The organism is Spirosoma migulaei (genome assembly GCF_054776855.1).
This window is the reverse complement of record NZ_BAAHBG010000022.1, coordinates 500,590-515,818: the sequence shown is the minus strand read 5'-3', so window position 1 is coordinate 515,818 and position 15,229 is coordinate 500,590. Positions and strand designations below refer to the sequence as shown.

Annotated in this window: 11 protein-coding genes; 1 reads left to right on the top strand and 10 read right to left on the bottom strand. The window is 49.6% G+C overall.

Going from position 1 to position 15,229, the window contains the following annotated elements:
- Positions 1-10 precede the first annotated feature (10 nt).
- Complete coding sequence (locus tag ACYVGO_RS23420) at positions 11-799, bottom strand: sugar transferase (protein ID WP_460971343.1); 789 nt, start codon at positions 797-799, stop codon at positions 11-13.
- A 930-nt stretch (positions 800-1,729) separates the two neighbouring features.
- On the opposite strand from ACYVGO_RS23420, the gene ACYVGO_RS23415 reads away from it, so the two are divergent.
- Positions 1,730-2,068 (top strand): LytTR family transcriptional regulator DNA-binding domain-containing protein, encoded by a 339-nt coding sequence (locus ACYVGO_RS23415; RefSeq protein ID WP_460971342.1) that lies wholly within the window; start codon positions 1,730-1,732, stop codon positions 2,066-2,068.
- 6 nt (positions 2,069-2,074) lie between these two features.
- Here ACYVGO_RS23415 and ACYVGO_RS23410 read toward each other — a convergent pair whose 3' ends face one another.
- The 9 genes from ACYVGO_RS23410 to ACYVGO_RS23370 all read right to left on the bottom strand — a co-directional run bounded on the left by ACYVGO_RS23410 (position 2,075) and on the right by ACYVGO_RS23370 (position 15,221).
- On the bottom strand, positions 2,075-2,581 hold the full coding sequence (locus tag ACYVGO_RS23410) for a UpxY family transcription antiterminator (protein ID WP_460971341.1): 507 nt from the start codon (positions 2,579-2,581) through the stop codon (positions 2,075-2,077).
- A 243-nt stretch (positions 2,582-2,824) separates the two neighbouring features.
- Positions 2,825-4,114, bottom strand: a complete 1,290-nt coding sequence (locus ACYVGO_RS23405; protein WP_460971340.1) for a DUF5690 family protein — start codon at positions 4,112-4,114, stop codon at positions 2,825-2,827.
- 200 nt (positions 4,115-4,314) lie between these two features.
- Positions 4,315-4,539 (bottom strand): type II toxin-antitoxin system HicB family antitoxin, encoded by a 225-nt coding sequence (locus tag ACYVGO_RS23400; RefSeq protein WP_142771711.1) that lies wholly within the window; start codon positions 4,537-4,539, stop codon positions 4,315-4,317.
- 35 nt (positions 4,540-4,574) lie between these two features.
- Positions 4,575-7,310, bottom strand: a complete 2,736-nt coding sequence (locus ACYVGO_RS23395) for a phosphoesterase (RefSeq protein WP_460971339.1) — start codon at positions 7,308-7,310, stop codon at positions 4,575-4,577.
- A gap of 39 nt (positions 7,311-7,349) precedes the next feature.
- A complete protein-coding gene (locus ACYVGO_RS23390) occupies positions 7,350-7,901 on the bottom strand; it encodes a phosphonate degradation HD-domain oxygenase (RefSeq protein ID WP_460971338.1) in 552 nt (183 codons plus the stop codon).
- Positions 7,902-8,040: 139 nt separating this feature from the next.
- On the bottom strand, positions 8,041-8,964 hold the full coding sequence (locus ACYVGO_RS23385) for a metallophosphoesterase family protein (RefSeq protein ID WP_460971337.1): 924 nt from the start codon (positions 8,962-8,964) through the stop codon (positions 8,041-8,043).
- Positions 8,965-8,995: 31 nt separating this feature from the next.
- Complete coding sequence (locus tag ACYVGO_RS23380; RefSeq protein ID WP_460971336.1) at positions 8,996-10,078, bottom strand: alkaline phosphatase family protein; 1,083 nt, start codon at positions 10,076-10,078, stop codon at positions 8,996-8,998.
- 194 nt (positions 10,079-10,272) lie between these two features.
- The gene (locus ACYVGO_RS23375; protein ID WP_460971335.1) at positions 10,273-11,868 is read right to left on the bottom strand and encodes a SusD/RagB family nutrient-binding outer membrane lipoprotein; all 1,596 of its coding nucleotides are present in this window, start codon (positions 11,866-11,868) and stop codon (positions 10,273-10,275) included.
- Between the two features lie 113 nt (positions 11,869-11,981).
- Complete coding sequence (locus ACYVGO_RS23370) at positions 11,982-15,221, bottom strand: SusC/RagA family TonB-linked outer membrane protein (RefSeq protein WP_460971333.1); 3,240 nt, start codon at positions 15,219-15,221, stop codon at positions 11,982-11,984.
- Between the last annotated feature and the right edge of the window lie 8 nt (positions 15,222-15,229).

Genomic DNA, 15,229 nt, shown 5'->3' with positions numbered 1-15,229 from the left:
TTATTTACTACTACCAAGCATTCACATCCCCTTTGAACATCAACTTTACTGTTCGGAAACAAATTTTCATATCCAGTAGGAATGTTTGGCGGGGAATATATAAATGATCGTAGCGAACTCGGTGTTCCATTTGGTGTTTTGCGCCCGTTGCTCCACGTGAACCACGGACCTGGGCTAGGCCCGTAATTCCAGGACGAACCCAGTAGCGCTCTCTATAGGCGGGAGATGACCAATGTTGTACATCATGTTGTACCGCATGGGGGCGCGGGCCAACTAGGCTCATATCACCTAATAGGACATTAATGAACTGGGGCATTTCATCGAGATTGGTTCTACGGAGAAAACGGCCCAGGGCAGTTACCCGGTTATCATTCCGGGCGGTTTGGCGAAATGCTCCCTGTTGTGCAGGAACATGTACCATTGTACGAAACTTAAAACATCGAAAGGCTTGTCCCCGACGTCCCGAGCGGGCCTGAATAAAAAAAACAGAGCCAGGCGATTCAAGGACAATCAGGAGCCCAATGAGGGGTACAAGCCAGGATAGTACAAAGACAAGAACGAAGGTGGCAACCACTACATCGAAAATCCGCTTTCCAATACGTGTATAGAGAGAACGTTGGGGTAATGAAACGACTTGCTGATCAGGCGTCCATTGAAGGAAAATATTCGATACTGGTTGTTTATCCCGATGAACCGTTTTTTCGGGTATTGTAAATTCAATAGGAGCGTAACCTACTGTGAAATCTGTTGAAACAAAGTCCGATTCATTACGCTGAAATAAGTTGGAAAGTTGATTCATAGAGGTATGGGGATAATGTTAATGATTGAACAGCTTATAGTATGGAGGTGAAAAAGAATCTGTTTTCTGTTTTTAACCAGTTGCCAATTTAGTGTTAACTCTAACCGGCAACTACTACGTTCATCTTCTGTTAATGCAATAATAGCTATGTTTACCGAAGGGTCGGACATTATACTATTTGTATTTATTAAACGGCGAAGCGGGCAATTAGGGCTATAAATTGCCCGTATTTAGTACATAATCAGGCAAAATGATGACAGCTAGCTTCCATTAGAAAGTTTATATATTCGTATTGATTTAAGATAAATTTAACTGATTATAATTTAGTATTTGTTGCTTCTACCTGCAAGTTGTTATCAATATGCTGTTTGATGGCTAATAGTAAATTCATTAAACTATTATATATGACTATAAATAGTGAACGTTTTTTGCTAATTTTAGGCTGATAAAATCGCTTTTCCTTATCGTACTACTTAAGTAGTTCTAACCAAATAGGCCATCCTGTTTTTATGCAATGTAATGATTCGCTACAGTCAGGCTCAACATGACGTTGATCCCAAGAAGGTTCTTTAGTTAATCGGTGATCGTAATTATTGTTCCAAATACCTACGTACAGGTGAGCATGTCTTGTCAAGCCGAGCCTTAAAGGGATGGAGCAAGGGCCTTACTTTATCCGTATTCATACAGGCAACTTTGTTTAGGGTTAAAACGCAAAGACGCGAGGGATAGGCGCTAAGGTCGCAAAGGCAGTTTACCTACTTTTTGCGATCCTTGCGCCTATGCTTTGCGCCTTTGCGTTTTAACTACGTTGTACCGTTTAAAAGAAAAAGTTGCCTTTCGATTTTCTATTTGTCACTTTTGGACTATTGGGCTCTTTTTTATAATCTTACTGAGATAAGGCTCTCGATTCCACATAAAACACGATACCCTATGAAACGACTCCCCGGAAAGCGCGGTGAGCATCATTACGATCCGCAACAGGTATTGTACCTGATTGGTAATATCAATTATTGTTATCTGTATATGGTGAACGGCGAGGTGATCTTATCCTGTCGCACCTTAAAATGGTTCGCCGATCAGTGGCCCTGTTTTTTACGGGTGCACAAAAAGGCGCTGATTAACCAGGCGTACATTACCTTCTGCAAACCCGCTGGCAACTCCACCGATACAAACTATGTTATCATGGCTGATCAGACCCAGTTTGAGATTGCCCGTCGGCGCGTTCCGGCTGTTCTTCCGGTACTCTCGGAGCTTCGGTTGGTGAGTTGATGAGAGTCACCGCTCTCGTTTCGTCCGGCCTACTTTCTCCACTTTGTTCTTATTCAGATCGACGGATACGTAGACTTGTAGCGATTCAAGTTTGACCACGATGGTTTTACCCTGAGTCGACATGACTTCACCTTCCTGATCCATAAAGGCACCGGAGGTAATTTTAAGTCGGTCGGCGGTTTTAAAATCGAGGAGTTCCAGGGCGTCGTGATCAAAGTCATTCAGCATGTCCTTAATCAGGTCGATCTCTTTTTGCTTCACGATGGCTGGTTTCTGTAGCCAGTACAGATAGCCCACCACCCCCGGCACTCCGTATACGGCCTGACGTTCGTTCTCTTCCAGATTCACGAAGCAATAGGAGCGGAACAACGGTTCTTCCACCATTTTGACCCGGTCAGACCATTGACGTTTTACTTTTAGAAGCGGGCAATAGACGTCAACGCCCCGCTTGCGGAGTTCATTAGCGGCCAGCTTTTCAGATCGGGATTTCGTATAAATAACAAACCACGGCATAGGTACTTGATAATTAATGGTATAGAGGAGGTTGTTCGATAACGTCAATTCTAACGAATACGTTTACCCGAATCGTGTTTTAAAGGACACAGATTTGGTATTGAATTGTGAGATGTAGGTTGATTTAAGGCGCATATCTGCCAATAAAGAGTTATCGAACGGTGGGAGTTTGAAACAGCGTATAGGGGGGAGGGGAGGAGGCCATGTCGTACCCACGGGCTTTAGCCTGTGTTTTAATTCAACCTATATACGGGCTGAAGCCCGTGGGTACAACATGACCTCCTCCCGAAACCGCTTCCGAAAATACACAAACGAACCAATCACCAGCAGTACATACAGCCCAGCCATGATATAGGCTCCATACATAAAGAACTCGCGGTAGCTGATATTGGCGTGTCCGAAATTCTTGTAGAGCAACACCGATACACTCCCAAGGTACCCGTACCAATCGGCCAGGGTGACGATGAATCCTACTGTACTGACGTAGCGGAAGGAGGCAATCAACCGCTCAAAATAGAGGCCATTGCAGGGGACATACGCCATGTACAAGCCTAAGCCCGTTAGCAGAAACCAGTTGCCCGGCGATAGGATACCGGTCGAGTAGGCATAGGTGCTTAGGCCAACGAGGGCTCCACCCGCGAGCATCAGCCCGTTGAGTAACGCAAACGCCCGGAAATTATCGGTTACCCGCTGGAGCAGCGCCATCACGATCAGGATACCGACCGCCACCATCGTTTCGGTTTTAGCGAAAATGCCGGGGTTGTCGACACCCGCGTCTTTCAGGATTTCAGGGCCGAAGTTGTCCCGGAAGTCGCGGAAGGCGGAAAGGAGTACGTAGGAGAGGATCAGTAGGATCAGGCCGGGCCGGAAGTTCCGGACAAAGGCTTGTCGTTCGGTGCTGTCCATCGGTTTGCGTTCGGTACGGAGGGCGCGGTCTTCGGCGGTAGGCGGGGGGAGTAGGGTCATCGCGTAGATCGACACCAGCATGGGCAATACAAATAAGCTTCCTGTGACGAAGGGTAACCAGAATTCGGTGACACCCCAGTCGCTTTTGATCGTGAGGGCCACCGTTTTCACAAATCCCGAGGCAAAAATGAACGAAGCGGTCAGTCCGGCTACGAGGGCATCGGTCTGCCGACGGCCTTCCAGAAAACCTAACATCGTTCCATAGACTAATCCCAATGGCAGGCCGTTCAGAAAGAGAAAGACAATATTATAGGGGGCCGGAACCAGCGCGAAGGCTAATAAGGCCAGCAAGGCAACCCCCACAAAAAAGAGAATATTGATCGCCCTTCGCCCCGGCGACATCTCGGAAACCACTTTCACGCCAATACCTTTCGATACGGCATAACCGAATACCTGCGCCGTAACGAGCCAGATTTTATAACTGATTCCCGCAAAGAACATGCCTTCGAACGTAACGGCCGTAATACCCCGGCGAAAGGCGTACATGCAGGCGTAGGTACAAAAGGCGGCTGTGGCACCGAAAATAACAAAGGTCGTTGGGTTTCGCAGGAAAGCGGGAGAGCGCATAGCGTTTAGATTACAGTTCGCCGATGGCTTCGAGCACTTCTTTCACGATTTTCAGGTGAAGGCTCTTTCCGGCGTGATAAGGCAGAACAACTCGTGTATCGTCTTTCTGATAAATTCAGTGGCTACCTTTCGTGCGTATCCACAAAAAGCCGTGCTTCAGCAAAAGTCGCTCAGCTTCTTTCGCGTCTAAAACGGGTAATTTAGGCAATGGCGATTTCGAGCGATGAGGTGATTACTTCGTGCGACAGGCGTTCGATTATTTCTTCGGGCGTTAGTGTTTCCAGATATAATTCGATTGCTTCCTGAATGTTCGTTCGAGCCTCTTCAAACGTGTCTCCCTGCGATTGACAGCCCGCCAACTGTGGGCAAAAGACGTAATAGCCCTGTTCGTCTTTCTCGTAAATAACGTTGACTGTATACTTCATTTAGGGATTTCTTTTTCTGGCAATATAACAAAATTTTACTTCTCCTGTTGTTGCCGATAATGTTCTGCGCGCTGGTCGGCCCGGTCGTCCATTTCGGGTCCTTTCTCGATTTTCCGCCAGTCGAACGACTTCTTGTAGGGCTTCATGGCTGCCTGCGGATCAAATACACGTGCGTCGGGCAATACGGCATTGTAGGGCCGGAAATCGGGTTTATCGGTGAAGAAATCCTGCAACAGCGAGGCCGTCTGATCGTACTGATTCACATACGGAACACCCAGGATATTGTACATCACCTTCAGAATAGAACCGAAATTGGCGTGCGTATGCGATACATAACCCCGCTTCACATACGGCCCGGCCATCATCAGAATGGAACGGTGCGCATCGATGTGGTCAACGCCCCCCTGCGGATCGTCTTCGGTAATGATGACGAGCATGTTTTTCCAGTATTTCGTGCGTGACAGAAAATGCAGGACCCGGCCCACGGCCAGGTCGTTATCGGCCATATAGGAATGTAAAAACGGATAGCCGAAATCGGGACGAGGTCCGGCACCGTGGTCATTCGGAATCTGCATCGTTACAAACTGCGGCAGTTTCTCCTTCCCCTTAATCCATTTGGCCGTAAACTCCCGCTCAAATTGTTCCATGCGGTATTGATCGGGCACGTTGGTGTTATAGCCTGCAAAATCACGCGATGTGTGTGGGTACACGGCTTTCGGCATTGGAAACACGACGGATTGAGCTGCCCCAAACTGCGTGGTCGTCCACTCTTCTACGTTTCCGGCAAACTCGTTAACCTGACCGAAATTATACAGCGAAATCCTGTTGCGTTCGAAGGCTTCCCAGAGCCCGCCGATTTCATTGTAATCTTCGGGATCTATAGCGCCCGACGCTTTAGGAAACCGCCGACCGGGCGCTTTCGAATCCGGATCGAACCGACCTGCCGAGGCCGCATTGGCTTCAACCCACTCATTCGGGATGGTGCCCAGCATCCAGTGGTGACCGTGAATGCTGGCGTCCGAATCGCAGTAAAAGTTATCGGAGAAGGCGAACTGCCGGGCTACCCGCACATGGTTCGGCATAATATCGGCGGCAGTAATGCGCACGGTATCCCCCGAACGGTCTGTAGTCCGACCGCTCGTTCCCCGGCTGGTCGATACGCGGCTTTTAATCGTAACGCCTACCCCAAAGCGAGCCAGTGTCGAATCGCCTTTGCCGGTGCTTACCTGACCCAACACCTCGTCGTAGGTGCGGTTTTCTTTGGTGATGTACACAACATGTTTTATGGGCGATTGCCGCGTTTTGGGCAATACCGGCAACGGATTTTTTCCATTGTCGGTGAGTGCGACGGTCTGGTAGGTGTTCGCCAGAACCTGTTTCGTATAGGTGGCCAACTGGGCCGCATCGGGAACGGCAACGGACTGAAACGTAGCTAATTGAATATCACCGATGTACGTTCCCTGAGGTGGTTTCACGAAGGAGGCTCCTCCATTTGGTCCGGCTCCATACCCTCGTGCAGACGTTATAAACAACGTTTTCTGATCGGGCGATAAGGCAACGCGCGTTGGGCCCCAGCCCGTTGGAATCAGGCCCCGAACGTTTCGCGTCGCTACGTCGACAACTGCCACGGCGTTGAAGGCCAGCAGGGCAACGTATAGCGTCTTTTCATCGGCAGTCAACGCCAGCCCAAAGGGCATCAGTCCCCGGTAGCGGTCGAGTTTAGGGTCGACTTTCAGCGATATTGTGCCTGCCAGTTTTCGGTTTCGGTAATCGATGAGCGAAATATTGTCGTTCGTCGCATTGGAGACAAAGGCATAGTTACGTCCAGCCACAACCGAGTTTGGCGATGCCCCGCCCACAACTTCCGCTTCTTCGATCATCTCGCCAATCTGAACGCCCGTTTTAAACCGCTTAAGGATTTTGTTCGTTGTCAAGTCGACTATCCAGACACTCATGGCTTCATCGGCCAGGGGGCTACCCAGACCCGGAATCCGTCGTCCTTCCACTTCCACACCTTCTGCCGATTCTTTGGTATGGGCTGCATAAGGTGGAAACTTCAGGGCCATAGTGTCTTTATTGGTTTTGGTCACGCCCGGCACTTTCGGATACGCGTATAAGCCCACATTAGCTACAAAGGCCAGCTTTTTATTGGGGCTAATCGATAAGCCAAACGGTTGCCGACCCGTTGGAATAGAGGCTGTAATGCGTTTGGTAGCGACATCAATGCGAACCATCCGGAAATTAGCCCGATCGAGAACCAACAGTTCGTTTCCATTCAGAAGCAGATCGGAGGTAAAGCTGTCGGTGTAGCCGTTGCCGTCGAGACTGATGCTATCGATGGTTTTGAGTTGGTCGGTGTCGAAAATTAACACCCGCCCTTTGTCGCCATTGCTCAGATAAGCGATCCGGTTATCGGGGGCAAAGGCAACGCCCAAAAAGGAGCCGTCTTTTAAAACAGCAGAGATTTTACCCGCATAATCGGGAACGCGGGTTGCCGTCAACTCCGCCAGATTCAATAGCGTAAGTACACCATCGTGCAACGATACCGCCCGTTGTCCATTGGGCGAGAGTGCCAGCCCGAAGGGATCGTTGGTGATTCGGATGGTTTGGCCCGCTGGCGTTACGTAACGACCACTTGGCAAGACCGATTTTCCGGTAGGATTAATGGTACAATAGTCTGTCCGGCCCGGAACCTGTAAGGTCGTGTACGTTCGCTGGGCGAGCGTTTGCTGGACAAAGAAAAGAAGAGAAAACCAGCACAGATGCTTCATAACTGGACGTAAAAGCCGAAGACAGGGTTGAACCGCAAGTTAGGAGTCGACTCCATCCAGTAGTCTGTTCGCAATTGTCAGATAATAGGCCATATCGGGCGTAGGAAAGCCGGGTATTTTAGCCTGTTCATCCCAACCGCGTACCTGCAGGATTTCACGAAAATAGGGATTCGTTTCAAACGCCAGCGCTTCGCCTGCTTTCATAGGCCCACCCTGAAATTCCAGCGTTTTTAAACTTGCTTCCGATAATCGGGCAAAATACGCCGGGTTCTTGTAGACCAGATACCGTTTGGCATTGACGTGATGCTCAATTAGTTGACCTATTTTTTCTGAAAAACCCATCTCGCGTAGATAGTCGGCCCCAAGTTTCTCGTGATCGACCGTGCCGTAGCCATCCATATAACCACCGGCTAATTCGGGCGGTAGCAAATGGCCGATGTCGTGCAGGAAAGCCGCGACAATGGTCTCGTTATCAGCCCCTGCTTTTTCGGCTAAGTAGGCACATTGGAGGGCGTGTTCAAGCTGGGTTACGGGTTCACCGTAGTAAGCGTCCTGGCCGCTTTCGGCGAAGAGATTAATAATGGTTTGCATTGTCGTTTCTTGGGATCGTCCGGAAGGACATGTTTATTCTTTTTGACAGGATTTACAGGATGAACAGGATTTTTATGTCTAAAATTAATCCTGTTCATCCTGTAAATCCTGTCAAAGAAAAACCTGTCTTACATCCGGACTACGTGTAGTGTAAATAAGTTCGTTCTACGGTTCCGTCGTCGTACAAGTCAATGAGCGCATAGCCCGCTTTGGTTTGCTGATAGACCTCACTTCTCCACCAGTTACCACTAACGGCTCCATTGCAAAAATAAGTAACCCCATTGTAGTCGACCCGGTCGAGCAGGTGCATATGGCCGCTCAGAGCCGTTTTTATGTTCGGATATTGATAAAACAATTTCAGCAATTCTGGCGTGTTCGACAAAACTAAACCCGCCGGAATCGTCCAGGTTCCATCTTTGATATTCGTCTCGCTAAAGAAACCGGTAGGGCTGAAAATGGGGATGTGCGACAGAATCAGGATTGGTGTTTTTGTGCCCGTTTTGGCCAGATCCTGTTTCAGCCAGTCCAACTGTTCAGCATCAATGTTGCCCGTATACCACTTGCCATCGGGCTTGGGTTGCACACTGTCCAGAACAATAAAATGCCAGCCATTTCGATCAAACGACCGATACCGACCACTGATTTTCATTTGATCGATTGCCCATTTTTTGCCGTAGAGCGGCTCCGATTTAGCCGCGTCGACACCCCAGATATCGTGGTTGCCGATGCAGTATTCAATAGGCAAAGAATTGTTCGCTTTCACGACTGTGTTCCAGGCATCCCATTGTTTCTGCACATCGGCCCGATCTTTGGCCAGCGCATCCATGATCACATCGCCCCCGTGCAGGATAAATGCTGGTTTATCCGCATGGTTTTGTGCATGATGAAAGCACCTGGCGATCGATTCCATCGGCATACTATCGGGTGTAATATGCGTATCGCCGAGGTAGGCAAAACGAACAGCGCGTTTGCGGGCCGTGGGTGCCGATGTGATCAGACCATCGGCAGCAGACGCCAACGGCAGCAGCGTTGCTGATTTAAGAAGGGTTCTACGGTTCATCATAGCAGATTAAGTCGGTTCGGGTACAAATCTATCACCGATTTGCGCCCGAAATCGGGTCAATGGGTTTACCAACCGGATGATCTGTTTTAAAATCAAACCCCAGCAACTGAGCCAGGGTAGCGGCTATCTGATTCTGAAAGAGGACAGGGCCGTTTTTCTGCTCACCCGTCGCCGAAATTCCTGGTCCCATAGCCGCCATCCAGATCTGATAGGAGTCGGCTGTTTTGGTGCCGTGATCTTTCCAGCGGGCTTTGGGCGTATGGCCCCGGCCATGATCAGTCGTGATGAGAATCGTCGTTTTTCCGGCATACTGCGGCATGTTCTGAATCAGTTGCCACAAATTGGCCAGGTACCCATCAATCGACTGAAGCATCCGGAGGTGATCCAGATAGCGTCCGGCATGGGCCAGATCATCCGTTTCATCGAACGACAAAAACAGTACCCGTGGCTGGTTTTGCTTAACGTATTGCCGGGCCGCAAAATACGTCAGGAAATCAGCCCGAACGCCATCGCCGTTTTCTCGTGGATATAAGGCCGTAATATCGCTCAACAACGAGTCGGTAGCGGTGCGCGGCTGACTGGGCTCGTTAGCCGAACTGGCGTAGATTCCGGTTTTGGTTTCATTGACGGCCGCTTCAATCACGTCCCAGGATGAAAATACGGCCACTTTTCCGGCGAAACCGGGTTGCTTGTTCAGAAACTCCAGCACCGTGACGTTTGGGTTGTCGATTTTATCGTTCGACTTGATCCGATCATCGGCGTACCCACTCAGGATTTCGTTATAACCGGGATAACTAAACCAGTGCGGGTTGGACACATTCATTCGACTGCCCAGTTGACGGTTGCCGTAGAGTTGCCCCTGTTGCGCAATGGTATTCCAGACAAAGGGCGTGAGCCGCTTCCGCCGTTCGACAGGGCTAGCCGCCCAGAACTGTTTATGGGCACTGGCCGTATCGCGACTGAATACTGGATCAAACAAAAGGGTTGAATCGGCCCCGTTGAAAATCTCCTGCCAGCGCACGCCATCCAGTGTTACCAGAATGATGTTCTGAGCTGGTTGAGCCCGTGCGGAGGAGCCGATCAAAAAAACAATGAGATAAGCGAAAAGGCGCATAGATAGTAGATAAGGTGTTTAAACTTTCATTTTCTAGCTAGAATTAGCGCGTTTTTTGTCATTCCGACGCAGGAGGAATCTCAAGCTTCCATATTAATCAAGCTTGAGATTCCTCCTGCGTCGGAATGACAAAAAACGGTTCAGTTTTAAAGAAATTCAGTAAGTTTAAATAGTGACAGAACAAACTAAGACAACTATTGCAAAATCCACATGGTAGCATTGATATCATCAGTACCGCCATACTGAGTAGTCAGGGCCGATTTCAGATTATCGGCATTAGTTGTCCGCTCGTTGGTCGGATACTGCCAGCGTTTCGGAATCCGGGCGCTGTTGCCCGTACCCACACCCGTCAGGAAGGCAGGGACGCCCGTCCGACGTTGGTTGTAAAACGCTTCCAATCCTGAATTCTGGAAGAAAGCAATATATTTCTGAGTTAAAATCTGGGTTAGACCCGTGGCATTGTTACCGGCATATTTTACGGAAGCCTGCGACAGGTAATCGCTCATACTCACCTTAACGGTATAGGTATCGAAGTTGGCAATACCACCATCACGCGAGAACGTAACCGTGTTATCGCCATCTTTCAAACCATAAAAACCCATCGATGCGGCAATGCCTTTCTGGTAATAATCATCGGCGCTGCCTGTTGCCCAGCCCCGGTTAATTCCTTCAGCAATGGTAAACATCAGTTCGGGATAACCGATGATGAAGACAGGTTCGCCCACATAGGATGTGTAGTAATGCTTCCGGTTCTGGAATGAGTACTGTCCTTTCAATACTTCAGTAGCCATATCCTGCTGGTCTTCGCCCGATGACGCGCCGACAAAAGCGGCATAATCAGTTGGTTTTAAACCCGCAGCAATTTTTGCCGAAGCCGGTTCGGCCACTACGAAAATGCGGGGGTCTTTACGATCTACCAGCAAATCGACGTAGGTTTTGGCCATATTTTCCCGCGTTGCATTCTGACCAAAGTTATCCTGATTGCGGGGATACTTATTCTGCGTGCTGTTATGGATAAATTGCAGATTATCGGCCATACCCGTCAGGATTGGGTACTTCGTTGGGTTGCCAATCATATCGGCAAACTTCTGCTTAATAGCCAGGTCGGCATCACTCTCTTTCTTGCTCAGGCTGATCAGCACCCGTAGCCGGTACGTATTCACGACTTTCTGCCACTGACGCAGGTTGTTATTGAAGTAAAAATCACCTCCCAGGGTATTGTCGCCTTTGGCGATGATGGCCGCCATATCCGTATTGGCGTCATCGAGCCATTTCAGAATCTGGATGTAAACGGCTTTCTGTGAGTCGTATTTAGGCGTCAGGTTGGCCTGGTCTTTCAAGGCATCTGTCAGCGGAACATCGCCTACCCGACGGGTCATGTTTTCGTAGAAATACGCCCGAAAGAATTTTCCCAGTGCTGAATAGGGGTTCACATCGGCAGCGCCCGCCCGTTTGGCTTCGGCCTCCATTTTCAACACGTCTTTCAACGTGTAGAAATTCAGGTTCGTAGTTGTCCAGCTGTATTCGTTGGTTGCGTAGTAGTTGTAATTACTGGCGAAAAACTGGTTGAAGCGTTGCTCTGATCCCCAGGGTGCGTAAGTTACTCCCGAAAAACCAGACGGACTGTTGCCCGAATCGTACATATCGTTCAGGATTCCTTTCAGTACTAACGAAGCGGGTGCATTGACCGCCCGGTTCGGATCTTTTTCGAGTTCGTCGAATGGCTTCTCACAGGCTGACAAGGTCAGGAAGAGAGCCAGTAGTGGTAGAATGTATTTGTTCAGTTTCATAAATTTATGTCATTAAGTTGCCAGTCGTAGTCATTCGCTGTCATTATTTGCTATCTGCCGCTTACACGACAAATGACAATACCTGACAATCAATGACTACGACTGACGATTAATTAGAATGTCAGATTCAAATTAAACCCGTACCGGCGTGTGGTTGGCGTTTGCAGGTCCGAACGGCCATTGCCTGTAAACTGATCGATATCAATGTCTTTCTTCTCGGCAAAGTAGAGCAGGTTACGACCCACGAAGGATACCGATGCCTGCTTGATGCCCAAGCGGCTGACAAACGATTGTGGCAGTGTGTAGCCAATGACCACTTCGCGGAGTTTGGCAAACGAACGGCTGATGATATTGCCGCCGTCGAAGCCATAGCGCTTGGCGATGTAATCCTGCAAATAGGCTTTCGTCGTGTTTGGCGCAAACTTCAGCTCGCTGTAGTTGGTCACGTAGCCATCGGCATCGTAGTTGATGCTAGCATTGTTACTCACCTGAACCCCCTCGCCTAGGTACGACTTAATACCCTTCGTATCATTCAACCGGGCAATACCCATATCACCCTCAACCGTGTTGATGATCCGACCACCCGCGTAGGTTTTCTGCTGTACATAATCGGAGATAACCCCGCCCACGCGTCCATCGAACTGGAAGCTGAACGTGAAATCTTTGTAGCTGAACCGGTTGTTCAAACCCCACACCCAGTCCGGGTTGATGTTGCCTACGTACTGAGCCACCGTCGTTTGAAGCGGACGTCCACCGGCATCATTAATGATCTGACCATCGGGGGTGCGGACAAACGTTTTGGTGTAATACTTATCCGTCCGGTCGCCGATTTTGAAGAATGTATTCAAGGCCGTTACACCCGGATAAAAGTCCTTGTACACCTCTTTGTAAGTCGACCAGTTGGCCAATACATCCCAGTTAAATCCGTTGGCGTTGCGAATTACTTTACCTGTCAGGGACAGTTCAACCCCTTTTTTCTGGGTTTTGATACCGTTCACCAGCGCGGCCGAATAACCCGTTGTTTCTGAAATCGGCAGGCTGAAAATACGCGGACCATCGTCGCTGATGTAATAAGCCGCATCGAAGGCGAGTCGGTTGTTCAGAAAACGCGCGTCTAAGCCCACTTCGGTTTGCGACGTACTGTTCGGCTTGATATTCGGGTTGTTGAGCGTGTTGGTAAAATAGGCCGTTGACGTGTTACTAACTGTATAAGGTGTTCCATAAACAGCTGAGTTCTGGTACGTTGGGCCATCATACGACGACAAATACTGCTGACCATACCCCAGCGGGAACGATGGCACACCAATGGTCGATTGGGTAAGACCGTCTTTCACATTGGCATAGGAGGCCCGTACTTTCAGGAAAGAAATTGCCTGGGGCAGGTGCAGGTAATCCGACAACACCGTGCTCAACGCCACCGATGGATAGAAGAACGTGTTGTTACCCTTTGGCAAGGTGGACAGTTTATCCATCCGGCCCGTTGTGGACAACGTCACAAAATCTTTCAGGGTGAAGTCCGCCGAATAATAGGCCGACAGTACGCGCATATCGGCGTTGAAGTTCGACGCAATGACCGGGTTGAGCGAGTTCGAGAAGTTATACACGCCCGGTACGTTCAGGTAGTTGGTGGTCGTGTAGTTCGAGTTGTAGTTGTAAATACGCATGTTACCCCCGGCAATGGCATTCACATTCAGGAGTGGATTGATTCGCTTGTTGTATTTAAGTAACAGATCGGTGTTGTTATCCAGCAAATTCCGGCGGTCTTCGCGGTAGTCACCTTTGGCTTCTTCCCGACCATAGACCGTTGCCGAGTATGGAAACTTCTCCGTCCGCAGCAGGTTCCAGGTCGATACCTGGGTGCGTAGTTGAAAGTCCAGCCCATCGGCAATGTTGTATTTGAGGGATGTTTGCCCAACGATGTCTGTTTTGTAGTGACCCCGCAACCATTCTTTGGTGATGAACCAGGGGTTGTTATAGCGCTGATATTCAGCATAAATCTGTTGTGTACCTTCTTTACCCGGCTGCCAGTAGTTTTTCATGTCGTCGATATTCCAATCGGCTCCACCCCAGATAGCGATATTGTAAATCATGGAGTTCGGGCCGTAATCAACGTCAGGAATATTCGGCGTATACTGACGGTTTACCTGAATGTCTCCCTCAAATCGTAGTCGGTTCGTGAAGTTGTAGCCCGTCGTTACTTTAAAGGTCGTGCTGTTCAGTTTGGTGTTGGGCACCAGACCCCGCTGGTAGTTGTGCGAGATCGAAAAACGCAGGTCGTATTTCTCGCCCGATGCCGATACCGCAATGTTGTTGGTCGAGAGAATACCCGCCTGCAGGAACCGCTTCAGGTTATCTTTACCCCGAGCCACCCAGGGCGTACCGGAGCGTTTGCCCGTAGCCGGATCGACCGGGCTGTCGTACTGCGGAATCAACTGGCCTTCGAAACGGGGTCCCCAGATATCGTAGTCACCATCGTTTTTACCACCACCTTTACCATCCACAAATTCATACACACCGTGATCACCGGGGCCGTATTCGTCCTGTACTTTCGGAATGGCCAGGAAGCCATTGTCCACCATCTGGCTGGTATTCACGTCCACGGCAAACCCGCGTTTATCTTTCGTACCACGTTTGGTCGTGATCAGGATGGCACCGTTCTTCCCCCGGAAACCATATAGCGCCGAAGCCGATGCCCCTTTCAGAACGGAGTAGGTTTCGATATCGTCGGCACTGATGTTCCAGGTATCGGAGTTAATGGGCACGCCATCGACCACAAACAGGACATCGGTATTACCCCGCAGAATCACGTTGGGCCGACGTAGCAGTTCGGCAGAGGCTCCGATTGTTAAACCAGCTACTTTACCCACCAATGAGTTGATCGGGTTGGGTTCACGGGCCTTGATGAGTTGGGCACCTTCAACGGTCTGGATAGCCACCCCCGTTTGCCGAATGTCCTTTTTAATACCGAGCGCCGTTACAACGACTTCGTTCAGCGTACGGTCGCCCGCCAGCATCGTTATATCTAACGTTGTCCGATTGCCGACAGCAATTTCTTGTGTGGCGTAGCCGATGAAGGAGAAGGTGAGTGTGCTTTTCGATGAAGTGTTAATGGAATAGGTACCATCGGCGCGGGACGTTGTCCCGGCATTGGTGCCTTTTACAACGATAGATACGCCCGGTAGTGGCTGATTATCGTCGCCGGACAGGATTCGACCTGTGACCGTTTGGGCCAGCGCAGATAGGCCTGGCAGTAGACAAAACAAACATGCCACAACTACCTGGCGCAGAGCAAGAATCGAGGTTCTCGATCGGGGCGATTGTTGTGGCACTGAGTTGGGTAAAATAGGTTTCATACGTTAAC

Excerpts from the sequence above, each read along its gene's own strand:
- ACYVGO_RS23385 (WP_460971337.1), bottom strand. The coding sequence starts at position 8,964 with ATGATGAACCGTAGAACCCTTCTTAAATCAGCAACGCTGCTGCCGTTG.
- ACYVGO_RS23375 (WP_460971335.1), bottom strand. The coding sequence starts at position 11,868 with ATGAAACTGAACAAATACATTCTACCACTACTGGCTCTCTTCCTGACC.
- ACYVGO_RS23410 (WP_460971341.1), bottom strand. The coding sequence starts at position 2,581 with ATGCCGTGGTTTGTTATTTATACGAAATCCCGATCTGAAAAGCTGGCC.
- ACYVGO_RS23370 (WP_460971333.1), bottom strand. The coding sequence starts at position 15,221 with ATGAAACCTATTTTACCCAACTCAGTGCCACAACAATCGCCCCGATCG.
- ACYVGO_RS23395 (WP_460971339.1), bottom strand. The coding sequence starts at position 7,310 with ATGAAGCATCTGTGCTGGTTTTCTCTTCTTTTCTTTGTCCAGCAAACG.
- ACYVGO_RS23390 (WP_460971338.1), bottom strand. The coding sequence starts at position 7,901 with ATGCAAACCATTATTAATCTCTTCGCCGAAAGCGGCCAGGACGCTTAC.
- ACYVGO_RS23405 (WP_460971340.1), bottom strand. The coding sequence starts at position 4,114 with ATGCGCTCTCCCGCTTTCCTGCGAAACCCAACGACCTTTGTTATTTTC.
- ACYVGO_RS23420 (WP_460971343.1), bottom strand. The coding sequence starts at position 799 with ATGAATCAACTTTCCAACTTATTTCAGCGTAATGAATCGGACTTTGTT.
- ACYVGO_RS23415 (WP_460971342.1), top strand. The coding sequence starts at position 1,730 with ATGAAACGACTCCCCGGAAAGCGCGGTGAGCATCATTACGATCCGCAA.
- ACYVGO_RS23380 (WP_460971336.1), bottom strand. The coding sequence starts at position 10,078 with ATGCGCCTTTTCGCTTATCTCATTGTTTTTTTGATCGGCTCCTCCGCA.
- ACYVGO_RS23400 (WP_142771711.1), bottom strand. The coding sequence starts at position 4,539 with ATGAAGTATACAGTCAACGTTATTTACGAGAAAGACGAACAGGGCTAT.